Origin of the sequence: Corynebacterium sp. ACRQK (assembly GCF_022345965.1) — a bacterium.
In the GTDB taxonomy this organism is placed as follows: domain Bacteria; phylum Actinomycetota; class Actinomycetes; order Mycobacteriales; family Mycobacteriaceae; genus Corynebacterium.
Genome location: NZ_JAKRMU010000005.1, coordinates 112,138 through 137,511 on the forward strand (window position 1 = coordinate 112,138; position 25,374 = coordinate 137,511).

Here is a 25,374-nt window from a genome sequence, read left to right on the forward strand (position 1 = left end):
CCTACGAGTAATGCGTAGGAACCTGCCTACGTATTGTGGAAGATTGGAGAGGAACCTCATGATCACTCACGTACAGATCGCACATGTCCCGGTTGCCGATCAGGACCGCGCCAAGGAGTTCTACATCGACAAGCTCGGGCTGACGGTTGTGGCCGACATGGACGGTGGGCCTCATGGTCGCTGGCTTCAGGTGGCCCCCGAAGGTGCGGCAACCTCACTCGCCCTGACCCCCGGCGAAGGCAACGCCCAGCCCGGTAGTGCGACGGTGGTGTTCGAGTGCCCTGACGTTGCTGCCGCCCGCGACACGCTGCGCGATCGGGATGTGGAACTGCCCCACGAGATCGAGCACATGCCGTGGGCCACGGCGCTTCGGTTCACGGACCCAGATGGCAACATCATCTCCCTGCAGTCCCCTGCCGTTATGGCCAAGTAGCCCCCAGGTGCTTTTGAAGGACGAACATTCGATGCTCCAGGTGCTGTCGCCCATGCTGAAAGCCTCGTGGTGAAGTACGGCTCGACCGGCGGGTCCGAGGAGGGCGGATCACCGCTCTCCTCGGACGCAACGGCGCTTCCCGGACTCGCTCAGCCAAGGCGGCATGATTCCTACAAAGAGTCGCGGTGAAGAACCCCGATCACCTCCGACGCCACCCGTGCGACGCGGTCATCGCGGTGGAATCTGCCGTCCGTGCAGACATCTCCCATCACTGGACGCTATCTGAACTCGCGGCTATCGCACACCTGTCACACTCGGGACTCGGACGACAATTTATCAAGGTGCACGGCGTCAGCCCCTTCACATGGATCACCCACCAACGCATCCGAGAGATGTCCCGCCTCCTTCGCGAGACCCCTCAACCCGTGCGCGACATCGCCCAAGCCGTCGGCTGGTCGAATCAAGCCCACGCGGCCCAGCAGTTCCGCAAGCTGACCGGGCTGAGCCCGACCGAGTACCGCGCCGAGGTCCGTGAGGCGGCTGTGGCGGAGTGCTTCTGGTGCGGACAGCCCCTCCCCACCCCGGAGAGTGAGGTCAAGTCCTGGGTAGTGGTGTAGCGGTCGGATTCTTCGGGTTCTGTGGTTCAGGCGGTCAGGGCTGGGGTCGTGTGGCCGGGGGTGGTCACCTCCTGGGTGGCGGTCGAGGTGGTGGTCAGGTGGAGCTGGGAGCGGCGGAGGACCTCGAGTCCGAAGTAGCGGCGGCCTTCGAGCCATTCATCGGTCTGTTCAGCCAGGACCGCACCGACGAGGCGGATGATCGCATCGCGGTGGGGGAAGATCGAGACGGCGTCCGTGCGTCGGCGGATCTCGCGGTTGAGGCGCTCTTGGGGGGTTGTTCGACCAGATCTGTCGCCAGATCTCCTTCGGGAACGCGGTGAACGCCAGCAGGTCCTCTCGTGCAGCAGCGAGATGGTCGGCAACCTCGGGCACACGCTCGCTGGTCTGTTCCAGGAGCCGGTCGAACTGGGTGTTCACGGAGGCCGCGTCGGGCTGGTCGAAGACCGCGTGCAGACCTGCCTTCACCGCGGGCCAGGCTGCTTTCGAGCAGGTGCTCATCAGGTTCGCGGCATAGTGAGTGCGGCATCGCTGCCAGGCAGCGCCGGGCAGGTTCGCAGCGATCGCCTCGACCAGGCCCCGGTGGGCATCGCTGGTGACCAGGCGCACTCCGTCGAGGCCGCGGGCGACGAGGTCGGCGAAGAACGTGTTCCATGCTGCTGCGGTCTCGCTCGTCGCGACCTGCATTCCGAGACACTCGCGGTGCCCGTCGTTGTTCACCCCGGTGGCGATCAGCACGACCGCATTGATCACGCGCCCGCCTTCGCGGACTTTCATCGTCAGTGCGTCGGCGGCAACGAACGTGAACGGCCCAGCCTCGCCCAGGGGCCGGTGGCGGAAGGTCTTGACCTGCTCGTCGAGCTCGCCAGCCATCCGGGAGACCTGGGAACGGGAGAGACCGTCGATGCCGAGGGTCTTGACCAACTTGTCCATGCGGCGGGTGGAGACGCCGGCGAGGTAGCAATCGGCGACCACGGTGATCAAAGCGGCCTCGGCCCGCTTGCGACGCTCCAGCAGCCAGTGAGGGAAGTAGCTGCCCGAACGGAGCTTGGGCACAGCCACGTCGATCGTGCCGACGCGGGTGTCGAGCTCGCGGTGGCGGTAGCCGTTGCGCTGGGCGCTGCGGGTCTGGCTGGGCCGGCCGTACTCCGCGCCGGCGACGAGGTCTGCATCCGCGGACAGCAGCATGTTGATCGTGTTCTGCAGCAGATCACGCATCAGATCCGGTGACGCTTCGGACAGGGCGTGACTGAGCAGGCCAGCAGGGTCGACAATATGAGGAGCGGTCATCGTGATGACTCCGTTCGAGTGAGAAGTAGAGAGCTTTCTCGAAGGATCACACGGTGGCCGCGTCCCCGTCCGGGACGATCACGGCGACCACCGCGCTACACCACTATGCGGGACTCCACTGAGAGTGACGGTGATCCGCGCGTGCTTGACGGGTATCAGAGCGTCCATGGCTGAACTGCTGGACTCCCAACCTCGCCATTGGGTAGTTGTGAAGGCCACCGTCACGATGCTCCATCTGGAGCGCGGTGCGCACCTGGCTGGTAAGCCTCCATTGGACTCGCCGTGTCGCGAGGCACCGTGGCACGGCTCGGATCGTGCGTCATTCGGTGGGGATGGACGGCTGGGGATATTTTCCCCAGCCGTGAACCACCTCACCCGGCACCCTCGCGCCCGACGCCGGAGGACGGGACGGTCCCGGACATTTTCCGGAACCGTCACCACCCCAACCGTCCTCGCGGGTACTGGGGTGAGGTGTCCACCTGTGGGGTATGAGGTATGCACGCACCACACCGAACGGGCGCCGGTTGATTGCCGAACCCGTGCCCCGGGGCGAGCCGGACATGGACCGGCTGGTCGCGCTGGTGCTGCACCTGGCCGATTGTCTCCACGCCCAGACCCCGCAGCCCGACCCCGATGCAAGCTCGACGATGAGAGAAGATGCCCATGACCACCCTCGACACACTGGCCTCAACGATCACGGGTGAGGGGCGGGTGACGGCGGTGACCTATCAGCGGGTCTCCACCAAAGAACAAGCCACCACCGGCGGCCGCGACGAAGGATTCTCCATCCCCGCCCAGCGGGAAGCGAACCGCCGCAAAGCCGATGCTCTCGGCGCCGACGTGGTGGCGGAGTTCGTCGACGCGGGTGAGTCGGCACGGTCGGCGAAGCGTCCGGGGTTGCAGCAGTTGCTGGACTACATTGCGACTCATCAGGTCACGTATTGCATCGTGCACAAGGTCGACCGGCTGGCCCGGAACCGGCTCGATGACGTCGACATCCACCGCCACCTCATCGACGCCGGCGTCCAACTCGTCTCCGCCACCGAGAACATCGACGAGACCCCGTCGGGGATGCTGCTGCACGGGATCATGTCCTCGATTGCGGAGTTCTACTCCCGCAACCTCGTCGCCGAAGTCACCAAAGGCATGACCCAAAAGGTCGCCAAAGGCGGCACCCCATCCCGCGCACCCATCGGCTACCTCAACATCCGGCGCACCGATGACCAGGGCCGGGAGTACCGGACCGTCGAGATCGACCCCGACCGGGCACCCCTCATCCGCTGGGTCTTCGACACCTACGCGGCCGGTGAGCACACCGTCCCCGACCTGCTGGCCGAAGCCACCGCCCGAGGATTGACCACCGTCCCCACGCCGAAACGACCATCTGGACCCGTCGGGCGTTCCACGTTCTTCAAACTCTTGCGCAACCCGTACTACATCGGGCAGGTCCGCTACCAAGGCGCTCTCCATCCTGGCGCCCACGAGCCGATCATCGATACGGAGACGTGGCTGCAGGTCCAGACCCTCCTGGACACCCGCGCCACCGCTGGGGAACGACGCCGCAAGCACGACCACTACCTCAAAGGCACCCTGTATTGCGGTACCTGCAACGCCAGGTTGCAGCTCGACTACGCCCGCAACAAACAAGGCATCCGCTACGCCTACTACATCTGCACCGGCCGAGCCACCAAACGCACCCGCTGCACGAGGAAGGCCGTTCCCGTCGGCATCGCCGAACAACTCGTCACCGACTGCTACCAACACATCGCCATCACCGAGCAGACCTACCAGCAGCTCGCACAGCAGGTCGAAGCGGCGTTCGATGAGCGGCTTGCCGAGCGGTCGCAGGCCATCGACGACCTCACCACCACCAAACAGCGGCTCGAAGCCGAAGCGGACAAGCTCCTCGAAGCCCACTTCGCCGACGCCATCGACCTCGACACCCTGAAACGGCATCAAGACCGGATCCGCATCGCCCTGGCCGATGTCACCAAACGGCTGGACGCTGAACGGCACGACCACGAAGGCCCCCGCCAGCACCTCGCCACCGCCCTACGGCTACTAGCTGACTGCGCTCAGATGTATGCCCGCATCGACGACCACGGGAAACGGCTAGCCAACCAAGCCTTCTACCAACGCATCCTCATCACCGAAGACGAAAAAGCGGCGATCCAGCTCAACGAGCCGTTCGCCGCTCTCGCACCCAACGATGTCAGGTGTTCTAATACGTCCAATCTGGTGGATGCCGGTGGACTCAATCCGAGCACGTGGAAGCAGCTGCGACGACTGAGGTCTAAACCCGCCACCCCGCGGCACGCCACATACGGAACACAGGGACACGCTTCCAGTGCCAGCCGGGAGCAACAAAGGCTCTACCGGAGGGTCGTGTTGCGGTAGCGCTGCGTCACTGCTTTGGGGAGCTTGATGGCGAGGTCGTGGACTGTCTGGTTCCGGAGAGTGTCGCGCCAGGCTTGGTCTGCGTTGAGCATTGAGGTCTTGACGATGCAGTCGCGCAAGCAGTCGTCAGGCGATGCTGCGCCGGTGCCTTGTTGGCGGATCTCGGTGCACGTAAAGCTGGGTTCGGCGCCTTCGATGGCCTCGACGATGTCAAGAAGGGTGATGCGTCCTGGTTCGGCGGCGAGCCGGTACCCGCCTGCGGGTCCAGGCACCGCCTCAAGTACCCCGGCGGCGACCAGTTTCTTCAGTTGCTTGGCCAGGTAGGCCTCAGGGAGCCCGAAGTGATCCGCAAGGGAGCGCCGTCCCACCAGGCGATCATCGGCTTGGGTGAGGAGCAGGCAGATGTGGGTTCCCCACTCGACTCCAGCAGACATCTTCATGGATCTATCGTATCCATGGTTATTATGGACATATGACATCCATGATTAGGTCTCAGGGGCGACTTTTGGCGACCGTCCTCACTGCCACGTTCATCGGCCAGTTCGACTTTTTCGTGGTCAACGTGGCCGCCCCCGCCATCCAGTCCAGTCTTGGGGCGACCAACACGCAGTTGGAGCTCGTAGTGGCCGGGTACGCCTTCATGTACGCAGCCGGGTTGATCACGGGCGGCCGTCTCGGGGACCTGTATGGACGGCGACAGGTGTTCATCAGTGGCCTGGCCGCGTTCGCGGTGGCGTCGGCGCTGTGCGGCGTGGCGCCTAGCGCCACAGCGCTGATCGCCTGCCGGGCATTGCAGGGATTGAGCGCAGCAGTGTTGCTACCGCAGGTGCTTGCCTTCATCAACACCGTCATCCCCGCCTCTCGACGAGGCTGGGCAATGGGATGGTTCGGGGCCGCTTCTGGGGTTGGATCGATCGCAGGGCAGGGGCTGGGAGGCTTGCTGGTGCAAGCGGATCTGTGGGGTCTCGGGTGGCGTCTGATCTTCCTGGTGAACGTCCCCATCATGGCCATCGCCATGGCCGCAACGCTCCAGTTCATCCCCCAGATTCCGAGCAACCCGCGCGCAACCATTGATGCGGGTGGCGCGGCGGCGATCTTCACGGGCATGGCGGGCTTGATGGGGGCGGCTCTCCTGGCCCAGCACCAGATGGTCGGGGTCGCTGCGGCTGCAGCATTCGCCGGTGGCGCGGTGCTTGCAGCGGCAATCTGGTGGCAGAGTCACAGGACACAGCGCGGGCTCACGGCGACTCTTGACCCCTCGCTGTTCACTGTCGGGTCCATGCGTTGGGGAAGTGTCGCTTCTGCCACCTTCATGGCCTACTTCGCCAGTTTCATGTTCGTGCTGACCGTCGTGCTGCAGCGACACAGCCAGCTGGATCCGGTCAGCGCCGGGCTGGTGTTCGTCCCCTCCGGCCTGACGTTCATGCTCAGCTCCCTCACCGCAGCCCGCTGGATACAGCACCGCCTCCGGAGCGGACTGCTCAGTGGATGCGCGATCACTGGGCTGGGCGTGGCCATCATCCTCCCCGTAACCGGGACTGGCGTGCCCGCTGAAGTCCTCCCGTGGTGGCTCGTCGTCGCTGTGAGTCTCACCGGATTCGGCAACGGGCTCGTGCTCCCCACACTGACCGGCCTCTCACTGTCCGAAGTAGACCCTGCCCGAGCAGGAATGGCCAGCGGCGTGGTCACCACCCTGCAGCAGTTCGGAGCTGCCCTCGGTGTGGCCGCCATTGCAGCCCTGTTCTACGGCGTTGCCTCCGCATCAGCCTTTCCTCAGGGCATGGCCGCCGCAGCCCTTATCCATCTGACATTGCTCGCCGTGGTCGCCGTCGCCTGCCTCAAAGCAACCCGGCCCAAACCTCGAAGTGCCTGACCCCCGGACTCAACGAAAGGAACCCTCATGAACACGCTCATTCCCACTCCCCGGCCCATTGTCGCCGCCCCCATGGCAGGAGGCCCGACCACCGTCGCGCTCGCCCTTGCCGTTGCCAAAGCAGGCGGTTTCCCCGTTCTCGCAGGCGGATACAAGACCGCCGACGCACTTCACGCCGAGATCCAGCAATTCCAGGCAGAAGACATGCCATTCGGAGTCAACCTGTTCGTACCCGCCACGACCACCGTTGACCCCGCCGCGCTAGCCGCTTATGCCCAAGAATTGTCCCCCGTGGCAGAGCGCTATGGCCTGCAACTCGACCCCGAACCCGTGATGGATGATGACCATTGGGATGAGAAGATCACCCTCCTGACTATGCACCCCGTCCCGCTGGTCTCATTCACCTTCGGGCTGCCACCTGGCGACATCATCACCACCCTGCACAAGCTGGGCAGCAAAGTCCTGATCACCGTCACCACTCCCGAGGAAGCCATCGCAGCGACCGAACACGGTGCGGACGGGCTCATCATCCAAGGACCCGCGGCAGGCGGACACAGCGCTACCTTCGACCCCACACGGATACCACAGCGGGTGGACCTCCCCACCCTTATCGCAAGAGTCCGCAAAGTCAGCACATTGCCGCTGATCGCCGCTGGCGGCATCGACAGCGCCCAAGCAGTGCAGGCGGTACTCGATGCCGGCGCTATCGCAGCAGCAGTAGGAACGCTGCTCCTGCGCACCGACGAAGCTGGAACCTCCACCACCCACCGGGCCGCACTGGCAGACCCCAACTTCCACGGCACCACCATCACCCACGCGTTCACCGGACGACCCGCCCGAGCCCTGACCAACGACTTCATCACCACGCACGAAGCCCACGCACCATACGCCTATCCCGCCGTCCACCACCTGACCCGACCTATCCGACAAGCAGCAGCCAAAGCAGGCCATGCCCAACATGTTCACCTGTGGGCCGGCACCGGCCACCGAAACGCACCCACCGGCCCGGCAGCCAACGTGATCCGCACCTTGTACCCACTACCTGACAACCACCACCCCACAGCATCTTCACCAACAACGCCTTAAAGGCACAGCACAGCCCCCGCGAAGAGCACCATGGACGCGCCCAATGACTACCCAGCGCACAGAGGTCCGCGCAACGGTCGAAGCTATGCAACAGAGCTGGACACTGACCTCCCTCGCGACCTGTGTGGACAAACGCGCGCGACCTGCGGCTCACACAACTTCCATCAGCATGTCACGTGCGGCGTCAGTGAGCGGTCCCTGATGGTCTCAGCCATCGGAACGTTGCCCCTGCCCGGCCGACCCCACTGTCGTCTGTCCAAGGCACATGCCGAGCAGGGAAGGCTCAATGGTTTGCTCGGCCTAGTCTTCGTCAACACCTGAGCCCCTTCGCCCCATGACACCCAGCCCGGAGCATGGTCGACGCCCGCAGTCGCGCCCTTCCGTCGACGAGGAGGCTGGTTCCCGTGCGGTACTCACTCACTTGTCAGTGGTGATGCAGACAGATTTGGCACATCCGTGGTCACTGGCGAAGTTGGCTGAGATCGCGCATCTGTCACCCTCGCGTCTGCGACAGTTGTTCGTCGAGATCTTCGGGATGCCGCCGATCGAGTGGCTGACGCTTCAACGGGTGAGAGCGATGGCTCGAACCATCAGCGCCACCGACGCAACCATCCGACAGGCAGCAGCCGAGGTCGGCTGGAGAAACCAGGCTCACGCAGCGAAGCAGTTCCGCAAGCTCACCGGGAGGTCACCGACCGAGTATCGGGCTGCGTACCGCGATCGAGGCGTGCGGGCGTGCCCGTGGTGCGGTCATGTCTGTTAGCGCAATGCTGGCCACTGCGTTCATGTCGGCGGTTCATGGCTGTGAGGAGAAAGATGTGTTGGACTCACGGGTTGCGAAGCAGCAGGGCTGCCTGTGACGGGCGCGGTGTCACGCGGCGGCTACGACTGTAGGAGCGTGCGTTCACACAGCGGTTCCACATGCCGCTCATGCGGTACCTGGCCCATGTTCGGGCCCACGGGCTAACCGAGCTCCTGGTCGAGACCGACCTTTCAGTCGGTGTCGCCATGACAAAAGTCGGGTGGCGCAGCCGTGGGCATGCCGCACGGCAGTTCATCGCCATCGTCGGGATGAGCCCGTCAAGTAATCGGCGCACTGCGATTGGGCGCACTCTCACGGAGACCAGTCCGTGGCCATCAGCAACGCACGGCAGCCCCGAATCAAAAGCCCCCTCACGACAAGAGTGCCGTGATGCCGTCGGAGAGGATCTCCTGCGGGCTGATGTGGTGCGTCGCGTGGAGTCGCGCATAGGTAGGGGCTTGGTCAGGGTCGATGGCGACACGCTTCTCGTCAGATGCCATGGGGGCGGTCAGGGAGGCGCCGATCACCAGATTGGACAGCCGGTAGGAGGTCCCCAGCGGATCAGGGGTACCCGCTTGTTCGAGCAGGACGCACATCCGCTCGGAAAGGGCCAGGTACGCCGGGCCCCGGGGTGCGCGCATGCCAATGACCTGACCGGCCCACCGGTGGTTCGTGAGGTGCGCGAAGAAGGCATGCATCAAGGAGGGCAGGTCAGCGTTGCGGATCGACTCGGACATCACGGGATCGTCTGCAAGCGCTGTGTCGAGGGCGAGGTCGAACAGATCGTCGACTGATTCCACGCGGGAGTACAGGCTGGCTGGAGCGACACCCACCTGTTGCGCCACAGATCTCAGGGTGAGGGCCCTCAACCCACCTTCGTCCAGCAGCCTCACCGATGCCCTCGCAACCTCCACGATGTCCACTGCGCGGAGGCGTTGCACAGGCTTTCGGTGTTCCCAGTAGCTCACCCCACCAGCCTAACCAAACACGCTTCAGTTAGCTATCCATTCTATGTTAGGTTTAGCGCATGTTGGATGCCACCACCCTTCCGATCACCTTTGAGGACACTCGCCTACGCCCCCTCTCTGAGCTGGACGCAGACGCGTATGCGGCCGGCACCAAGGATGAGGCTGTGCGGCGCTTCGGCCACCTTCCTGAGCCCGACTACACCCCCGAGTCTGTGCGACGGATGATCCGTGAAGAGGTCGCGGCGGGTCTGTCGTCCGGCACGTTGGCAGTCCTTGCACTTGCCGACGCCGAGACGGACCGGTTTGTGGGCTCTTTGGTGGTCTTCGACGTCAGCTCTGAGGCTGCCGAGGTCGGGTTCTGGATTCATCCCGATGCACGCGGAGCAGGGCACGCTCGTCGGAGCCTGGAGCTGGCAGCGCGCTTCGCGCGCAACAGTGGACTTCGAACCTTGACGGCACGCACACTTCCGGAGAACGAGGCCTCTCAGCGGTGCTTGACGAACGCAGGGTTCCGTGAGGTCGAGCGAGCCGTCGGGACCACGCCCGCAGGACAGCACGAGGAGTTGTTCCATTACCGGCGCGATCTCGTGCTCAGCGCCCAGTGGCCGTTGGCGACGGAGCGGCTTCGGCTCCGTCTGCATGGGACAGGCGATGCCGAGTGGCTTCATGAGCTGTACTCGCGACCTGACGTTGCCCGCTACCTGCTGGATGAGCCGTGGACCGCGGAAGTCACCCGCGACAAGCTCGCCGAGCGCCTGAGCAAGACCGGCCTCGATGGCGAGACTAATGCGCTTGCGCTGGTCATCGAGCATGGCGGCGTCCCGATCGGGGACGTCCTGCTGTGGCTGACCGACAAGGAGCGCCGCGTCGCGGAAATCGGCTGGGTACTCCATCCAGCCCATGGCGGCCGTGGTTTCGCGCGCGAGGCGGTCGCCGAGGTCCTCCGCATTGCTTTCGAGCACCACCGACTGCACCGCGTGGTCGCTCAGATGGATGCCCGCAATAGGCCCTCAGCGAGGCTCGCCTCGGCCGTGGGCATGCAGCAGGAGGCCCACCTGCGTCAGGACTGGTGGAACAAGGGCGAATGGACCGACACACTCGTCTTTGCCTCTCTCCTGGACGACCCTCGTCCGCCGGTTTTCGACGTGAATCGACCCACGTAACGAGATAAGCGCTACGCAGAACGATGCTGCGGCGGGGGCTGCTTCTTGGCCGTCTCGGCAGTCATGACATGCCGTCTTCCTGCACGCGGAGAAGGGACCCACGATCGGATGACCTCACGAAGCACCGCCGCGGCAGATGCTGCGGTTCGGCCCGACGGGCGCTGGCTGGTGCTGACAGCGGTCTCACTTGGGCTGCTGCTGGCAACGCTCGACACTTCGATCCTGTACATCGCAGTCCCACCGTTGACTGTGGATCTGGGTGCGTCCACGAGTGAGTCGCTGTGGATCATCAACACGTACCCGTTGGTGATGACTGGGCTGCTCTTGGGAACCGGGACTCTCGGCGATCGATATGGCCATAAGCGGGTCTTCCAGTATGGAATCGTCTTGTTTGGAGTGGCGTCGCTGGTTGCGGCCTTCTCACCGAGCCCCGGTGTGTTGATCTTCGCGCGAGGGCTTTTGGCAGTGGGAGCGGCGCTCATGCTTCCCGCGACCCTGGCGATCATCAGAGTCACGTTTGGTGATGAGAAGGAACGGAACTTCGCTATCGCCGTGTGGTCAAGTGTGTCGATCGGCGGGATCGCGTTCGGGCCGCTTGTGGGCGGACTGCTCTTGGAGTGGTTCTGGTGGGGCTCTGTGTTTCTGATCAATGTGCCCATCGTGATCGCCACCTTCGTGCTGACAGGGCTCTATGCGCCAAAGGCTCAGGAGTCGGGGGCGGTGCCCTGGGACCTGCTCTCGTCGCTGCTCGCGCTCGCTGGTCTGACCGGGATGGTTGCTGCGATCAAGGAGGTCACGCTGCCGGATCCGTCCGCGGTCCTGCTTGTTGGCGCGATTCTGGTCTCCGCGGTGAGCTTTACTCTGTTCGCCCGGCGACAAGCACGGCTGAAGACACCGCTCCTGGACTTCCGCATCTTCAGTAACCGCGGCGTGTCCGCGGGAGTGGTGGCGGCCGGGCTGAGCACCTTCGTTTTCGCCGGGGTCGGAGCCGTAACCTCTCAGCACTTCCAAACAGCCGAGGGATACTCACCGCTACACAGTGGGCTCTTGGTGGGGTGTATCGCTGTCGGAGCGACAGTCACATCGCTGCTGAGTGGTTCGCTGCTCTCCCGCATCGGCCCACGCCCGATGTTGCTTGGCGGGGCAGGTCTTGCTGCCGTTGGCTACGCGGTTGGGGCGCTCCTCCTCCCGGTGAGCCTCGGGGTATTCGCAATCACCCTTGTCACAGCTGGAGCCGGCATCGGCATCCTGATCACGGTGGCTTCTTCCACCATCATCACCAACGTTTCCCCGGAACGTGCCGGCATGGCATCCGGAGTCGAAGAGGTCGCCTACGAATTCGGCAGCTTGCTGTCAGTCACCATCCTCGGAAGCGCCTACGCTTCTGTGGCCCTCACTCCCCTCGGCACTGAGTCAAGCTACCGAACCATTCTGCTGATGGGGGTCACCGCTGCGGTACTCGGACTCATCAGCATCGCTTGGCTTCTCCCTTCCCGCGCCTCAGCGGTCGCCGGGAACGGGCATTGACCGAGCCGGATCTTGGCTCAGGCACCGCGGCCGTTCCCTCAAGGCCGCTCCAGGGAGAGCCAGCGGATCTCCGCTGGACCCGCTTTACGAGAAGAGGTCATCGTGGCGATGAACGCGATGGAGCATGACCTGTCCCGGCCGTGGTCGCTGCGTGATCTCGCAACCACCGCCAAGCTCTCGCCGTCACGCCTGAACCGTGTCTTCCACGACGCACTAGGAGTCAGCCCGATCGAATGGCTAATCCACCGACGTGTCCGAAAGATGACCCAGCTTCTACGCGAGACCCATCAACCCGTGCGTGACATCGCCCGAGCCGTCGGCTGGACCAATCAAGCCCACGCAGCCCAGCAGTTCCGCAAGCTCACCGGACGGAGCCCGACCGAGTACCGAAGCGAGGTCCGTCAGGCGGCTGTGGTGGTGTGTTTGTGGTGCGGGCATCCGATGGAGGATTCGCACGCGCCGTGACGGTGATATGACAGAACGTCACTGCGATCTGCGCTGATCTGCCGTGATCACTGGACCCTGCCAGGTGAGGTTTGGTAGGTCCGGTATGACACGTCAGGTTCACTGTGGATCCTGGCGGTCAGTGTAGGGGTTCCTTGTTGTCCGTCTTCTAGTGCTGGTGGTTCCGGCGTACCTGATGGTCACCGGGTCGGTTCTTCGACCCGGTGGACAGGTTCGCGGAAGGAGACCGGCATGGCAACGTCGGACAAGGATGCTCGGGCGGCGCGGGAGGCGAAGCTTGATGCGCTGCATGAGCGGCTGACTGGTGCGGTCGAGCAGCTGGTCTCGGGTGAGGATTGGGCCCGGGCGTTGGCGTTCGCGGCCCGGTTTCGGGCACGGTCGTTCGCAAACACGATTCTGATCTTCACCCAGCATCAGGAGGCCTACGGGCTGGGTCTGGTGCCGAACCCGGTGCCGTCGCATGTCGCCGGGTATAGGCAGTGGCAGCAGTTGGGCCGTCAGGTGTCGAAAGGGCAGCCGGGGTATCAGATTCTGGCGCCGGTGACGGGACGGTTCGCCTCAGCGACGCCACAGGATGCTGAGTCGTGGCGGAGGCTGGGTAAGGGTGAGAAGCCGCGTGCGGGTGAGACGGTGCGCACGAAGATGGTCGGCGTCCGCCCCGCCTACGTCTGGGACGCCTCCCAGACCACGGGTGAGCCGATTCCTGAGCCGCCGGCGCCGCGGTTGTTGGAGGGGCAGGCTCCTGCCGGATTGTGGGAGGGTTTCGCCGCACAAGTCGACGCGGCCGGGTTCGAGCTACGGCTGGTTGCGGATGCATCGGAGATTTTCGGGGCGAATGGGCTAACCGACTACTCCAGTCGGGTGGTGTCGGTGCGTAGCGACATGGACCCGGCCGCGCAGGTGAAGACCCTGGCCCACGAACTCGGCCACGTCCTGTTGCATGCCCCGGACGCGGGCGAGGCGCGACAGCATCGTGGGATCGGTGAGGTGGAGGCCGAATCGGTCGCGTTGATGGTGGGTGCCGCGCATGGCATGGACACTTCCGGCTACACCGTCCCGTATGTCTCGACGTGGGCGGCCCGGGTGGAGGGCCAGGACCCGGTCGAGGTGGTCAAGACCACCGGGGAACGGGTTCGCAAGACCGCGCTGGGGATTCTGGAGCAGCTCGACACGGTGCAGGTCGGCAACGGCACACCTCCCGGCCTGGAACGTGACACCCCCCACTCGCGACCCCGCGACACGGCAGACCCCTGCTGCACCGGCGGTGTCGGAGCCGGTGGGGCGGGTGGTGTCGGGACGTGAGGCGGTGGCGCTATGAGCCCGAACCTCTACCACCTGGCCCGGCTTCTCGCTCCTGGTTCGGACAGGTCGCTGGGGCGGGTGGCGGGTGATCTTGCTTCGGCGGGTGTGCCGGTGTTCACGGTGGTCTCCCCCTCGGGTGGACGGCATGGCTACTACCCGGCCACGCCGGATGTGGTGCAGCGGTCGTGTCAGGCTGCCCGGGCCGGTGTGGATTTCCGCGGCGATGGCGGCTACATCGTCATCCCACCCTCACACACAGATGCCGGGTCGTATCGGCTGGCGACGGTCCGGCAGGGCGCGGCGGCCGGGATCGACAGCGACGCGGTCCGGGACTTCCTCGATCCCCGCCCTGCCCTGCGACCGCGCGCTGCTGATCGCAGCATGGATCAGAGAGAGCCTGGGGTGGTGGTGTCGTGGGTGGCGGGTTTGGGTGAGGGCGAGAAGAATCGGGGGTTGTTCTGGGCGTCCTGCCGGGCCGCGGAACACGACATCACACCAGCCACCGCAGTCGAAGCACTCGGTGCTGCTGCCGCTGAGGCGGGGTAGGGTCCGCGGGAGATCGCCACCACCGTGCGGTCGGCCTACCGCACCACCCACCCCACCACGTCCACAGCACCCAAGCCCACCGAACCAGCGCTCCGTACGGCGGGTGCCGATCCTGCCACCCGACCGCATCCGCACCCTCCCCTTCGGCACCGGCGTCACCCTGCTCCGCTCCGCGCCGCCGATCATCACCGACCTGACCGCCTGGCCCACCCGTCCCGACACCGAGCCCCTCAAGCGAGATCGCGCCCGGCTCGAACAGCTCCTGCAGAACCCCCGTGCATGACCGGGGTCGCGGGGTGCACCTGACCGGTACCAGCAGCCCACACCACCAGCGGGCTGCAGTCCACGAGTTGAGAGGTACCGCGTCATGGCCATCCGTACCCAGGAATCCCTGTCCGGGTTCATCGCATCCGACCCGCAGCTGACCTACACCGAACGCGGCGATGCCCGCTTCTACGCCCTCTACGGCTAAGAGAACTTCCACCGCGAAGAAGACGGCATCTTCACCAAACTGGAACCCTCCTTTGGCAACCTCGTCCTCTACCGCGCCACCGCCGAACGCGCCTTCGAACGCTTCACCAAAGGCGACCAGTTCGTCGCCGAAGGCTACGCCCACGACTACACCTACGAACGCGACGGACAACGCATCGCCGGCGAAGAGTTCGTCGCTAAGAAGATCAGCCACGACACCGCCCGCACCCGCTAAGACGTAGACCGCACACCCCGCCAAGCACTCGAACGCCAGGCGGCTGGGCAGGCCTTCGAACCACCCCAGCACCAGCAAACCGCACCGGCCGCCGACAGCCTCAGCATGTGACCCGGGGAGCACCGATCATGAACACTCACGCACCCGAGCCCGACGACCAGTACGACGACCCCGGCATCCTCGACGACCTCTACAACAAGTGCGACCCAGCCGAACGACGCATCCTCAACCGCGCCCTGTTCACCTGCATCACCATCGACGACGAAGAGAACGCCACCTACACACCCAACGAGACCACCGCCAGCGTCCTCGCCCACACCAGCATCGATGCCCCGGCCCACGTCACCGCAGAAACAAAACTGCCCCGCCATCAGGCGGGGCAGTTTCGATTTTCTCATCTTACGTGGAGCTAACGGGATTCGAACCCGTGACCCCCACACTGCCAGTGTGGTGCGCTACCAGCTGCGCCATAGCCCCGTTGCTTTTTGCAAGCGAACGGATCTAAAGCTACAACACTGGAATTGAGTTCTCCAAATCGCCAGGTGGCAATGGGGTAACGTGTGGGCGCTACTTGCCTTCCAGCGCGACCGGAACCCAGGAGCTCAGGGTCTGGTCCGGGTTGGACGGCGGGTCGAAGCGCTTGCCGTCCTTGTACAGCAGCGGCGAAGAAACGTCGCCTTCGCGCTTCTCGACCTCCTTGTTGTTCTTCTGAGCGACCTTCAAGCCGTCTTCCTTCACGGATTCATTGCGAATCTTCTCGACCACATCGTTATTCACGCCGATCTTGTCGGCTGCGTTAGCCAGGTCTTCCCAGCTCCACTGGCGGGCAACGGTGGACTGCTCCTCCATCATCAGGCGGTGGATGTTCCAGAAGGCATTCACGTCGCCGGCCTTAGCCACGGCCCAGGCAACGGACGCACCACGGGTGGAAGGACCGGTCTCATCGCCGCGGTCCAGGAAGTTCATGAAGTTGAACTTCACCTTCAGCTTGCCCTCTTCCAGCGCACTCTTCAGATCCTCGCTGGATGCAGATTCGAGCTGTGCACAGTAGTGGCAGCTGAAGTCCTCGAAGACCTCGACGGTCGGCACGTCGTCGCCGGCGTTCTCCGACTCCAGCGTGACGGCGCTTTCGTCGGTCGTCATCTTCACATCCACCTTGTCATCCGGCAGGGTGATGTTATCGACCTTGTGCTGCTGGTTGTTGTACACAATAAAACCGATGGCTACGGCTGCGATAACGAGGATCGCAATGATTCCCCACAGGAAGCCATTGCCCCCTTTAGAAGCGTTAGGGGCTTTGATCTTCTGGCTCACTGAGCGTTCCTTTCAAGATGATGACGTGTCTACTGGGCATGAGGGTATCGCAGTTTTCTGGCAATACCCTGAATCGACCCCGTGATTTTACGCATACCTGCAGGGAACCGCGAAGTTATCCCAGCACGCCGTCGACGACGACCTGCGCTTCCTCCAGCACCTTGTCCAGATGCTCGGCGCCATTGAAGGACTCCGCGTAAATCTTGTACTTGTCCTCCGTGCCACTCGGGCGAGCAGCGAACCAAGCATTTTCGGTAGTCACCTTCACACCACCGATGGCCGCGCCGTTGCCCGGAGCCTCGGTCAGGATCGCTTCGATCTTCTCCCCTGCCAGCTCGGTGGCCTCCACGTCGCTGGCGCTGAGCTTCTTCAAACGCTCCTTCTGCTCACGGTTCGCCGGAGCGTCGATGCGCTTGTACTGCGGTGCGCCCAGCTCCTCGGCTAGCTCCTTGTAGCGCTCGGACGGGCTCTTGCCGGTCGTTGCCTTGATTTCGGACGCCAACAGGTCAGCGATAATGCCATCCTTATCGGTAGACCAGACCTGCCCGTTACGACGGAGGAACGAAGCACCCGCGGACTCTTCTCCACCAAAGCCCACGGATCCATTGACCAGCCCCGGCACGAACCACTTGAACCCGACCGGCACTTCCATCAGCTTGCGGCCCATGCGCGCCACCACGCGGTCGATCATGGAGGAGCTGACCAGGGTCTTACCCACGGCGGCATCCTGCGGCCAATTCTCACGGTGGCTAAAGAGGTACTCGATAGCAACGGCAAGGTAGTGGTTCGGATTCATCAGGCCCGCGTCTGGGGTGACGATTCCATGGCGGTCGGAATCGGCGTCATTACCAGTAGCGATGTCATAGGTAGCCTCACCGGCACCTGCGACCGCATCGACCAGAGAGGCCATCGCAGACGGCGAAGAGCAATCCATGCGGATCTTGCCGTCGGAGTCCAAAGTCATAAACCCGAAGGCCGGGTCGATGGTGGGGTTAACTACCGTCAGGTCCAGGCCGTGCACGTCAGCGATGCGCTCCCAGTAGGCAACAGAGGCGCCACCCATCGGGTCGGCGCCGATGCGCACGCCCGCGTTGCGGATGGCCTCAATGTCGATAACCTCCGGCAGGGCGGCAACGTAATTGCCCAGGTAGTTGTGGCTTTCCACTAGCTCGGTGGAGGTGGAGCGCTGCACGCCAGTCAGGTTCGCATCCAGGTACTCGTTGGCGCGGCGGGCTATCCAGCTGGTGGCGTCTGTATCCGCCGGGCCGCCGGTCGGCGGGTTGTACTTAAAGCCACCGTCGCGCGGCGGGTTGTGGGAGGGGGTGATGACGATGCCGTCGGCGCGGCCAGCATCGGTACCCTCCGGGCCGCCGGGCAACTGCTTGTTGTACTCCAGGATGGCGAAGCTGACGGACGGGGTGGGTACGAAGCCGCGCTCCTGATCCACCTTCACGGTCACCTGGTTACCGGCCAGTACCTCCAGCGCGGTGGCCTCGGCGGGCTCGGACAGCGCGTGCGGGTCGCGGCCGATGAACACCGGGCCGTTGATCCCCTGCTCGCGGCGGTAATCAACGATGGCTTGAGTGGTTGCCAGGATGTGTGGCTCGTTGAAGGCACCGTCGAATGCGCTACCGCGGTGACCGGAGGTGCCGAAGCTCACACGCTGGCCCGGGTCAGCCAGGTTCGGGACCGTGGCGGAGTATGCCTCCAGCAGGGCGGGAATGTCGGTGAGGTCGTCGGGGGTGGCGAGCTGGCCAGCACGTGGGTGCATGATGTTTCCTTCGGTCGGTGCCTGAAAGCATTTTCTTGCTACTCACCATTTATCGTGCCCGATTCCGGCGGGTTTTTCAGCGCTGTCCCCTCGCCCTTCCACCCCGCCCCGCGCTTGTCGCCACTCCTCGCCGCCGCCCCGGCAATTGCAAACAGCCTCAACGAATTTGTCTAAACTCTTCTTCCACACTTGTTTACAGGCGTAACCTCTGTAGTCCATGCAAGACGTTTCCTTCGCCGAATCCCTCCAGAACACTCTGGACAAGATCGACCAGTTTATCTGGAGCCAGTGGCTCCTGATCCCATTACTGCTGCTCACCGGCCTATGGCTAACGATCCGCCTGGGTGGCGTGCAGTTCCGCAAGTTGTTCGTAGCCCTGCGCCACGGGCTTATCGACAGGAACGACGAGGGCGGCGAAGGCGATATCACTCAGTATCAGGCGCTCACCACTGCACTGGCCGCAACTGTCGGCGTGGGCAACATTGTGGGTGTGGCAACCGCAATTTCCATCGGTGGCCCCGGCGCGCTGTTCTGGATGTGGATCACCGGCTTGGTGGGTATGGCCTCTAAGTACTCGGAGGCTTTCCTGGGTGTACGCTTCCGCGTGGCCGATTCCAAGGGCAATGTCTCCGGCGGTCCGCAGCGCTACCTTTCGGAAGGCATTCCGGGTGGGCTGGGCACGTTCCTGGCGTGGTTTTTCACCATCGCAGCCATCATCGCTTCCTTCGGCATCGGCAATCTGACGCAGGGGAATGCCGTTGCCGCGGGTCTGGAGGACACGTTCGACGTCAGCCCCACCGTCACCGGCGCGGTAATGTTCGTGCTGGTCGGAGCGGTTCTCCTCGGCGGCATTAGCTCCATCGGCAGGGTGACCTCGGCCTTTGTTCCGCTGATGATTCTTATCTACATCGGCGGCGGCATCGTAGTGCTGGCTTTGCACGCAGGCGACATCCCGAATGCTCTGGGACTTATCTTTATTGACGCCTTCACGGGGACCTCTGCCACCGGTGGATTCGTAGGCTCCGGCATCATGCTGGCCATGCAGATGGGTGTGGCCCGCGGCATTTTCTCCAACGAGTCCGGCATGGGATCGGCCGCAATTGCAGCGGCCGCCGCGAAGACCACTCACCCTGTGCGCCAAGGCTTGGTCTCTATGACTCAGACATTTATCGACACGATCATCGTGGTGACCATGACCGGCCTGGTGATCATCACCACCGGCGTGTGGGATACAGGCGAGGATAATGCGGCCAACATGACGGCTCAGGCCTTTAGCAAGGGCATCGGCTCGGAGTGGGGTGGCACCATCGTCTCCCTCTCCATCGTGTTCTTCGCTTTCTCCACGATCCTGGGATGGTCCTACTATGGCGAGCGAAACGCGGAGCGCGCCTTTGGATCCTGGGCTTCCCTGCCCTACCGCATGCTGTTTACGTGCGTGGTGTTCGTCGGTGCCACCACGGAAATCGGCCTGGCCTGGACCTTCGCGGACATTGCCAACGGCCTGATGGCGCTGCCGAACCTGGTGGGCATGCTGATCCTCTCTGGGCTCATCGCCCGGGAGACGAAGGCCTACCTGGACTTCGACCCGACCCTGCGGGCACGCCCGGAGGATGTGGAGAAGTTCCTGGTGGATACCAAGAACCCCTGGCGCAGCGCACTGTAACCAACACGCTATAACCAGCGGGCTATAACGCCGCCCACTAGCTGGCGCAGCTGAACTCCACGGAGAGGGCGATCGTACGGTTCGAATCCTCCTCCACCGGGTTTCCTTCGACGACATAGTTGTCGCCTTGGCGCTTCACCGTGGCCGAGGCGGCATGGTCGTCATCGATCTCATATTCGACACCCTTGTATTCGAAGTCCAGGGATTCTAGGGCCGGCTGATCGGTGTAGATGTCGATCTCCAGCTCATCACGATCGTCGTCATCCTTGCCGAAATCGACCTCTAACACTTCGCGTCCGTCGTCCTCATCCTGTTCGCAACGCACCGGGGAGAACAGCTTGGTATCCACTTCCTTGCCATCGACGGTGATCCTATGGAGCTTGCTGCCCGAGTCCTGCTGCGCGGGAGCTTCTTGAGAAGCTCGAGATTGTTCCGCCCCCTCTGGGGCAGAAGATTCCTCAGTACTCTCCTTCACCGTGGACGTGACAGTTTCCTTCTCTGTGGCGCCATCATTCGAATCTTCAGACGAACAGGCGGCTGCCGAGACTCCCAGTGCGCATGCCACTGCTACTGCGGCACTACGGCGAGCAACTTGCGAACTAACAATTTTCTTAGCAAGTAGTAAATTTCTCATGATCCCCACGCTATCAAAACTCAATTAAGCAAAACTCCTCACAGGATTTAGTGATCTGGGTTACAGTCGCGAGCATGACTTTCGCATCGCAGCATGGCCTAAACGCTCCACTTACTCCCCTGCGCTTCTTGCAGCGCTCCGCACAGGTTCACCCCAACAAGATCGCCGCCGTCGACGGGCCACGGCGCATCACTTTCGCAGAGTTCAACGAAGACGCCCAGGCTTTCGCCCACGCCCTGCTCGCAGACCAGGTTGTCGAGGGAGACCGCGTAGGAATTCTCGCGTCCAACAGCTACGAAGCCCTGCTGGCCCAGTTCGCCGTACCACTGGCGAATGCAGTGACGGTGCCGATCAACACCCGCCTCGCCCCAAAGGAGGTTAACTACATCCTCGACCACTCCTCCATCGACGTTCTGGTTGGCGAGAAGGAACTGATCGACCCCATCCTCGCCAGCGGTGAGCGAAACCTGCGCCGGGCCGTTTATATCGCCGACAAGGACGGCGTAGAGCCCCCGATTGACAACGAGGCTGCTGACGCGCAGGGGGCGTCATTAGTAAAGACCTTTAGCGACTACCTGGCCGGGCACCGCGACAAAGAGCCACTTCCCTACCGCGTGCACGATGAGAACGAGACCATTGCGATCAACTACACCTCCGGCACCACTGGCAAGCCGAAGGGCGTGATCTACACCCACCGCGGCGCATACCTGAACGCGATGGGACAGGCGCACACACAGCACTTTAGCCACGACACTGTGTACCTGTGGACATTGCCGATGTTCCACTGTTCCGGCTGGTGCACGGGCTGGGCGGCGATGGCCGTCAGCGCTACACAGGTGGCTCTGCGCGCGGTGCGTGGCCCGGAGATGTGGGAACTGATCCGTGCCGAAGGCGTGACCGCCATGTGCGGCGCTCCGGCCGTGCTCAACACCCTGGTAGATGATGAAAACAAGCGCCGTGTGACCAATCTGCGCGTTACCACCGCTGGTGCGCCGCCGAGCCCTACGACCATCACTCGCTGCGAAAACATCGGCGTGGAGGTCACCCACGTATACGGTCTGACTGAGAGCTACGGGCCTTTCACCGTCTGCGAGGCGCAGCCCGAGTGGGCGGACATGACGGTTCGCCGTCGCGCGGTTCTGAAAGCCCGGCAAGGCGTGGCCTCCATCACCAACGAAGACGTGCGCGTGATCGAGCCGACCGAACACCTAGACGAAGCGCTGGTAGACGTGCCCGCCGACGGTGCAACCCTGGGCGAGATTATCTTGACCGGCAACGGCATTATGGCCGGCTACTTCAAGGACGAAGAGGCCACCGCGCATGCCTTCCGTGGCGGCTGGTTCCACACCGGCGACCTCGGAGTAATGCACCCCAACGGCTATATCCAGCTGATGGATCGCGCCAAGGACGTGGTGGTTTCCGGCGGCGAAAACATATCCACCATCGAGGTCGAACAGGCCGTTATCAGCCATCCCGACATCTCCGACTGTGCAGTCATCGGCGTACCAGATGAGAAGTGGGGCGAGCGTCCGCGCGCATACGTGACCCTGCGCCCGGAAGCCCGCGGCGGCGAAGAAGCCGCTTTGGAGGAAGCCGTGATCGCCTACTGTCGCGCGCACATCGCCGGCTACAAGGTGCCGCGTGACGTGCGCATTCTCGATGAACTCCCCCGCACCTCCACGGGCAAGATTCGCAAGAACGAACTGCGCGAGGAAGCGTGGGCAGGCCACGAGCAGAAGATTAACTAGGTACGGCCTTAGCCGTTAACCCAGTGTTTGCCAGACCTTTCCCTACCCGCTGCTTTTAGGCTGGTTGCTGGTCACGCACACCTTTTACCCTTTGCCTTCATGGGTAGTAAAGGTATTTTTTCTCGACGCCGATTCTTCAAAGCACTAGGTTTCAGCGCTGGTTCCGCGGCCTTCGTGGTGGGGCCACTTGCGAAAGCTGGCGCAGCACCAGGCACAGGCGCGGGCGGTTCCAGCCTGGCGGGCAGTGGGTTGGCCGGGAGTTCAACCCTGGGATCCGCTAGCACTCCAAGCTTGGCGGGGTCGGCGAGCTTCACCCCAAGCAACATCGGCAGCTCCGAGACCGGCTGGGTTATGGGGCACAAGGGCACTGGGCCGAACGGTGCTTTTTTGGCCGGTGACCTGCAGGTAGTCACTGTTACGGAGGATTCAGCGACGATTAGCTGGCTGACGTGGGACGCAAAGGTGAGCATCGCTGAGCGCCCTGTGGGCATGCCGACCGAAGGCACCCTGCGCGTATGGCCGGACGATAACCCGCAGGATACGAAGGTTGTGCGATCGGAGAAGAACACCTTCTTCCACATCATGACTATCGAAGGGCTGCAGCCGGAGACCAAGTACCGCTTCAGCGCTTCCTCCCACGGCATCGAAGCCAATGCGACTCACAACTACTTCCAGGAAAAGAAGAAAGAGTTCACTACCTTGCCTAGATTGTCCGGCGAGGTACTGCAGACCGTGGTCGTTGCGAACGATGTACACATGGGTGAGACTCAGGACGGCCTGTGGTTCGATGGCTTTCCACCGCCGGCGGTGCCCAACCCGAAATCCGCGCCTTACCCGGAGGTGTGCCTGGATGCGGTCATTAAGACCGCTGAGGATTGCGGCGCTACGCACCTGTTTGTCAATGGTGATGTAACAAGTGAAGCTCGCCCGGCCGAGGTTCGGCGTGCCAAGGAAATGCTGGATACGTTCTCCGGCACGTGGCGCGTAACCCGCGGCAATCACGACCGGCCGCACAAAGCCGACGACTCCTCCGGTTACGAAACCGCCACCCCCTACGGCAAAGAACACTTCGACCCCTTCGGTGACGTCTTCGAGCCACGGCAACAGGCCTGGATGATGGATCTAGACCCCGCGGGCGTGCGCGTGATCGGCATTGATTCCACGGAGCTGGACAAGTCTGGCGGACGGATCGAGCCACAGCAATTCCGGCAGATTGAAGGCTTCTTGCGTCGCGACCCAAACAAGCCCACCGTACTGATGCTGCACCACCCCATGACCCGCGAGGCCGGCTGGTCGAACGCGGCTGGACCTGCTTTTATTCTGCGTGACCCGGATCTGATCCGGCTGCAGAAAATGATCCAGGCGGCGCCGGGTGTGAAGCTAGTGCTAGCCGGGCACACGCACCGCGCTCACCGAGACAAGCCGGACGTCGATACCCACGCGGTTTTCCTGGAAACCCCCGCGGCGAAAAACTGGCCCACCGGAGCCACCCAACTGCGCTTCTACTCCGATGGTATTGCCGTGAACTTCCGCCACAACATGGGAGAGGAAGCCTTGGACTGGGCGAGCCGTACACGCTGGACCAACTTCGGCTTGGCGCCGGAGATCTTGCTGGGGCCGACGGACGCACGCAACCTGGTTGTGCGCTACTAGCATCCCTCCCCTCTGGCGCCCCGGATCCCGGCGTCCTACCTGCTGGTGAGTTCTAGCAGCTACAGAACCATTGCCGCGATCCAGCCGGCGATCAGCAGCGGAATATTAAAGTGCAGGAACGTCGGGATCACGGAATCCCGGATGTGATCGTGCTGACCATCCGCGTTTAGACCCGACGTGGGGCCTAGGGTCGAGTCGGAGGCCGGGGAGCCGGCGTCACCAAGTGCACCCGCAGTACCCACAATCGCCACAGTGGCGAGCGGCGAGAAACCCATCGATGCGCACAAAGGCACGTAGATCGTTGCGACAATCGGCAGGGTGGAGAAGCTCGAGCCGATGCCCATGGTGACCACCAGACCGACCAGCAGCATCACCAGGGCGGCAGCGGCTTTGTTGCCCGCGAACAGGTCGGCAGAGGTGTTGACCAAGCTCTCGACCTCACCGGTGGCCTGCATGACAGCTGCGAAGCCCTGGGCGGTGATCATGATGAACCCGATCAGAGCCATCATGCGCATTCCGGCGGTGAAGACATCGTCGGCCTTCTTCCAATCGACCGCGCCGGTACCCATGAAAATCGTCAGACCCACCAGGGCGCCGACCAGCAGCGAATCTGCCTCCATGTCCATCGCCTGCATAACGACCTGCACGGCAAAGGTGGCGATGATCGCAACGACGGAGACGATGATCTTGTAGCGCGAGATTTCCCCCGACGAGTCCTCATCCGTCTCTGTAATCGGGCGCTCCTCGTACTCGCGTGGCTTGCGGTAGGTGATGAAAACCGCAATGAGCAGACCCAAGAACATGCCCAGCGCCGGGATGCCCATGGCCTTCATCACGTTGATGCCATCGGTGCTCATGCCCGCGTTGTCGATATTGCCCAGCAGGATGTCGTTTAGGAAGATCGAGCCGAAGCCCAGCGGGATCCACATGTACGTGGTGATCAGGCCAAACGTCAGAATACAGGTGACCAGACGGCGGTCCAGCTGCAGCTTGTTAAACACGCTCAGCAGCGGCGGGATGATCAGCGGAATGAACGCGATGTGCACGGGGATGAGGTTCTGACTCATCACGGCCATGGCGAGGATGCCGGCCAGCATCAGCCATTTCGTTACGGCGACGGCGCGGCTCTTTGTTTCTTCGTTGGTGACGCCCAGTTTCCCCAGCAGGGAGTCCGCCAGAAGCTTGGGCAGCCCTGCGCTGGCGACGGCCATCGCAAAGGCGCCGAGCAGGGCATAGCTCAGCGCGATTTTCGCGCCGCCGGAGAGGCCTTGCTGGAAGGCCACCATCGTGGCATCAAGGCCAAGGCCGCTGAGGAGACCACCGACGATAGCTCCGATGAAAAGCGCCAGAACCACATGCACCCGAAGCAGGGCGAGGGCCAGCATGACGACGACGGCGACTAGGACTGCATTCATGCAC

General features: G+C 63.3%; 21 protein-coding genes, 1 tRNA gene and 2 pseudogenes. 16 read left to right on the forward strand and 8 right to left on the reverse strand.

Annotated features, from left to right (window positions below):
- Positions 1–58 precede the first annotated feature (58 nt).
- On the forward strand, positions 59–433 hold the full coding sequence (locus tag MHX63_RS07145) for a glyoxalase superfamily protein (RefSeq protein WP_239387887.1): 375 nt from the start codon (positions 59–61) through the stop codon (positions 431–433).
- A gap of 185 nt (positions 434–618) precedes the next feature.
- Positions 619–1,050 (forward strand): AraC family transcriptional regulator, encoded by a 432-nt coding sequence (locus MHX63_RS07150; protein ID WP_239387888.1) that lies wholly within the window; start codon positions 619–621, stop codon positions 1,048–1,050.
- Between the two features lie 26 nt (positions 1,051–1,076).
- Here the strand turns inward: MHX63_RS07150 and MHX63_RS07155 are convergent.
- Positions 1,077–2,337: pseudogene (locus MHX63_RS07155) on the reverse strand (IS256 family transposase).
- A gap of 720 nt (positions 2,338–3,057) precedes the next feature.
- Between MHX63_RS07155 and MHX63_RS07160 the strand changes: the two are divergent.
- Positions 3,058–4,734 carry a recombinase family protein gene (locus tag MHX63_RS07160; protein WP_239387889.1) on the forward strand — a complete coding sequence of 559 codons (1,677 nt, stop codon included), beginning with the start codon at positions 3,058–3,060 and terminating at the stop codon, positions 4,732–4,734.
- Here MHX63_RS07160 and MHX63_RS07165 read toward each other — a convergent pair.
- Positions 4,710–5,168: an Rrf2 family transcriptional regulator gene (locus tag MHX63_RS07165; RefSeq protein ID WP_239387890.1), complete on the reverse strand. Its 459-nt coding sequence runs from the start codon at positions 5,166–5,168 to the stop codon at positions 4,710–4,712. The two genes, MHX63_RS07160 and MHX63_RS07165, sit on opposite strands and share 25 nt — an antisense overlap.
- Before the next feature lie 38 nt (positions 5,169–5,206).
- Here MHX63_RS07165 and MHX63_RS07170 point away from each other — a divergent pair, with 38 nt between their 5' ends.
- From MHX63_RS07170 to MHX63_RS10515, 4 genes and pseudogenes are all read left to right on the forward strand, one after another.
- Positions 5,207–6,607, forward strand: coding sequence for an MFS transporter (locus MHX63_RS07170; protein ID WP_239387891.1), 1,401 nt, complete (start codon positions 5,207–5,209; stop codon positions 6,605–6,607).
- 27 nt (positions 6,608–6,634) lie between these two features.
- Positions 6,635–7,693: a nitronate monooxygenase gene (locus MHX63_RS07175; RefSeq protein ID WP_239387892.1), complete on the forward strand. Its 1,059-nt coding sequence runs from the start codon at positions 6,635–6,637 to the stop codon at positions 7,691–7,693.
- Between the two features lie 433 nt (positions 7,694–8,126).
- On the forward strand, positions 8,127–8,456 hold the full coding sequence (locus MHX63_RS07180; RefSeq protein ID WP_239387959.1) for an AraC family transcriptional regulator: 330 nt from the start codon (positions 8,127–8,129) through the stop codon (positions 8,454–8,456).
- Positions 8,457–8,602: 146 nt separating this feature from the next.
- Positions 8,603–8,776 (forward strand): annotated as a pseudogene (locus tag MHX63_RS10515) (helix-turn-helix domain-containing protein); the annotation flags it as partial.
- 90 nt (positions 8,777–8,866) lie between these two features.
- Here MHX63_RS10515 and MHX63_RS07185 read toward each other — a convergent pair.
- The gene (locus MHX63_RS07185) at positions 8,867–9,436 is read right to left on the reverse strand and encodes a TetR family transcriptional regulator (protein WP_239387893.1); all 570 of its coding nucleotides are present in this window, start codon (positions 9,434–9,436) and stop codon (positions 8,867–8,869) included.
- An 86-nt stretch (positions 9,437–9,522) separates the two neighbouring features.
- Between MHX63_RS07185 and MHX63_RS07190 the strand changes: the two genes are divergently transcribed.
- The 6 genes from MHX63_RS07190 to MHX63_RS07215 all read left to right on the forward strand — a co-directional run bounded on the left by MHX63_RS07190 (position 9,523) and on the right by MHX63_RS07215 (position 15,585).
- Complete coding sequence (locus tag MHX63_RS07190; protein ID WP_239387894.1) at positions 9,523–10,626, forward strand: GNAT family N-acetyltransferase; 1,104 nt, start codon at positions 9,523–9,525, stop codon at positions 10,624–10,626.
- Positions 10,627–10,734: 108 nt separating this feature from the next.
- Positions 10,735–12,153 (forward strand): MFS transporter, encoded by a 1,419-nt coding sequence (locus MHX63_RS07195; RefSeq protein ID WP_239387895.1) that lies wholly within the window; start codon positions 10,735–10,737, stop codon positions 12,151–12,153.
- 108 nt (positions 12,154–12,261) lie between these two features.
- Positions 12,262–12,618 (forward strand): helix-turn-helix domain-containing protein, encoded by a 357-nt coding sequence (locus tag MHX63_RS07200; protein WP_239387960.1) that lies wholly within the window; start codon positions 12,262–12,264, stop codon positions 12,616–12,618.
- A gap of 231 nt (positions 12,619–12,849) precedes the next feature.
- A complete protein-coding gene (locus MHX63_RS07205) occupies positions 12,850–13,920 on the forward strand; it encodes an ArdC-like ssDNA-binding domain-containing protein (RefSeq protein ID WP_239387896.1) in 1,071 nt (356 codons plus the stop codon).
- 12 nt (positions 13,921–13,932) lie between these two features.
- A complete protein-coding gene (locus MHX63_RS07210; RefSeq protein ID WP_239387897.1) occupies positions 13,933–14,466 on the forward strand; it encodes a bifunctional DNA primase/polymerase in 534 nt (177 codons plus the stop codon).
- An 834-nt stretch (positions 14,467–15,300) separates the two neighbouring features.
- Complete coding sequence (locus tag MHX63_RS07215) at positions 15,301–15,585, forward strand: hypothetical protein (RefSeq protein ID WP_239387898.1); 285 nt, start codon at positions 15,301–15,303, stop codon at positions 15,583–15,585.
- Here the strand turns inward: MHX63_RS07215 and MHX63_RS07220 are convergent.
- The 3 genes from MHX63_RS07220 to pgm all read right to left on the reverse strand — a co-directional run bounded on the left by MHX63_RS07220 (position 15,577) and on the right by pgm (position 18,257).
- A tRNA-Ala gene (locus MHX63_RS07220) sits at positions 15,577–15,649 on the reverse strand. The genes MHX63_RS07215 and MHX63_RS07220 overlap by 9 nt on opposite strands.
- A gap of 90 nt (positions 15,650–15,739) precedes the next feature.
- Positions 15,740–16,486, reverse strand: a complete 747-nt coding sequence (locus MHX63_RS07225; RefSeq protein WP_239387899.1) for a thioredoxin domain-containing protein — start codon at positions 16,484–16,486, stop codon at positions 15,740–15,742.
- Between the two features lie 115 nt (positions 16,487–16,601).
- Positions 16,602–18,257, reverse strand: a complete 1,656-nt coding sequence (pgm, locus tag MHX63_RS07230) for a phosphoglucomutase (alpha-D-glucose-1,6-bisphosphate-dependent) (protein ID WP_239387900.1) — start codon at positions 18,255–18,257, stop codon at positions 16,602–16,604.
- A 217-nt stretch (positions 18,258–18,474) separates the two neighbouring features.
- Between pgm and MHX63_RS07235 the strand changes: the two genes are divergently transcribed.
- The gene (locus MHX63_RS07235; protein ID WP_239387901.1) at positions 18,475–19,920 is read left to right on the forward strand and encodes a sodium:alanine symporter family protein; all 1,446 of its coding nucleotides are present in this window, start codon (positions 18,475–18,477) and stop codon (positions 19,918–19,920) included.
- Positions 19,921–19,957: 37 nt separating this feature from the next.
- Here MHX63_RS07235 and MHX63_RS07240 read toward each other — a convergent pair whose 3' ends face one another.
- Positions 19,958–20,554, reverse strand: coding sequence for a lipoprotein LpqH (locus MHX63_RS07240; protein ID WP_239387902.1), 597 nt, complete (start codon positions 20,552–20,554; stop codon positions 19,958–19,960).
- Positions 20,555–20,628: 74 nt separating this feature from the next.
- Here MHX63_RS07240 and MHX63_RS07245 point away from each other — a divergent pair, with 74 nt between their 5' ends.
- Together MHX63_RS07245 and MHX63_RS07250 are read left to right on the forward strand one after the other, a co-directional pair.
- Entirely contained in the window at positions 20,629–22,302 is a 1,674-nt protein-coding gene (locus MHX63_RS07245) for an AMP-binding protein (RefSeq protein ID WP_239387903.1), read from the forward strand.
- Positions 22,303–22,401: 99 nt separating this feature from the next.
- Positions 22,402–23,955 carry a metallophosphoesterase gene (locus MHX63_RS07250; protein ID WP_239387904.1) on the forward strand — a complete coding sequence of 518 codons (1,554 nt, stop codon included), beginning with the start codon at positions 22,402–22,404 and terminating at the stop codon, positions 23,953–23,955.
- A gap of 59 nt (positions 23,956–24,014) precedes the next feature.
- Here the strand turns inward: MHX63_RS07250 and MHX63_RS07255 are convergent, their stop codons facing one another.
- On the reverse strand, positions 24,015–25,370 hold the full coding sequence (locus MHX63_RS07255; RefSeq protein WP_239387905.1) for a Na+/H+ antiporter family protein: 1,356 nt from the start codon (positions 25,368–25,370) through the stop codon (positions 24,015–24,017).
- Positions 25,371–25,374: the final 4 nt, after the last annotated feature.

Excerpts from the sequence above, each read along its gene's own strand:
- MHX63_RS07175 (WP_239387892.1), top strand. The coding sequence starts at position 6,635 with ATGAACACGCTCATTCCCACTCCCCGGCCCATTGTCGCCGCCCCCATG.
- pgm (WP_239387900.1), bottom strand. The coding sequence starts at position 18,257 with ATGCACCCACGTGCTGGCCAGCTCGCCACCCCCGACGACCTCACCGAC.
- MHX63_RS07240 (WP_239387902.1), bottom strand. The coding sequence starts at position 20,554 with ATGAGAAATTTACTACTTGCTAAGAAAATTGTTAGTTCGCAAGTTGCT.
- MHX63_RS07165 (WP_239387890.1), bottom strand. The coding sequence starts at position 5,168 with ATGTCTGCTGGAGTCGAGTGGGGAACCCACATCTGCCTGCTCCTCACC.
- MHX63_RS07235 (WP_239387901.1), top strand. The coding sequence starts at position 18,475 with ATGCAAGACGTTTCCTTCGCCGAATCCCTCCAGAACACTCTGGACAAG.
- MHX63_RS07200 (WP_239387960.1), top strand. The coding sequence starts at position 12,262 with ATGAACGCGATGGAGCATGACCTGTCCCGGCCGTGGTCGCTGCGTGAT.
- MHX63_RS07250 (WP_239387904.1), top strand. The coding sequence starts at position 22,402 with ATGGGTAGTAAAGGTATTTTTTCTCGACGCCGATTCTTCAAAGCACTA.
- MHX63_RS07245 (WP_239387903.1), top strand. The coding sequence starts at position 20,629 with ATGACTTTCGCATCGCAGCATGGCCTAAACGCTCCACTTACTCCCCTG.
- MHX63_RS07190 (WP_239387894.1), top strand. The coding sequence starts at position 9,523 with ATGTTGGATGCCACCACCCTTCCGATCACCTTTGAGGACACTCGCCTA.
- MHX63_RS07180 (WP_239387959.1), top strand. The coding sequence starts at position 8,127 with ATGCAGACAGATTTGGCACATCCGTGGTCACTGGCGAAGTTGGCTGAG.
- MHX63_RS07145 (WP_239387887.1), top strand. The coding sequence starts at position 59 with ATGATCACTCACGTACAGATCGCACATGTCCCGGTTGCCGATCAGGAC.
- MHX63_RS07255 (WP_239387905.1), bottom strand. The coding sequence starts at position 25,370 with ATGAATGCAGTCCTAGTCGCCGTCGTCGTCATGCTGGCCCTCGCCCTG.
- MHX63_RS07195 (WP_239387895.1), top strand. The coding sequence starts at position 10,735 with ATGACCTCACGAAGCACCGCCGCGGCAGATGCTGCGGTTCGGCCCGAC.
- MHX63_RS07210 (WP_239387897.1), top strand. The coding sequence starts at position 13,933 with ATGAGCCCGAACCTCTACCACCTGGCCCGGCTTCTCGCTCCTGGTTCG.
- MHX63_RS07170 (WP_239387891.1), top strand. The coding sequence starts at position 5,207 with ATGACATCCATGATTAGGTCTCAGGGGCGACTTTTGGCGACCGTCCTC.
- MHX63_RS07205 (WP_239387896.1), top strand. The coding sequence starts at position 12,850 with ATGGCAACGTCGGACAAGGATGCTCGGGCGGCGCGGGAGGCGAAGCTT.
- MHX63_RS07215 (WP_239387898.1), top strand. The coding sequence starts at position 15,301 with ATGAACACTCACGCACCCGAGCCCGACGACCAGTACGACGACCCCGGC.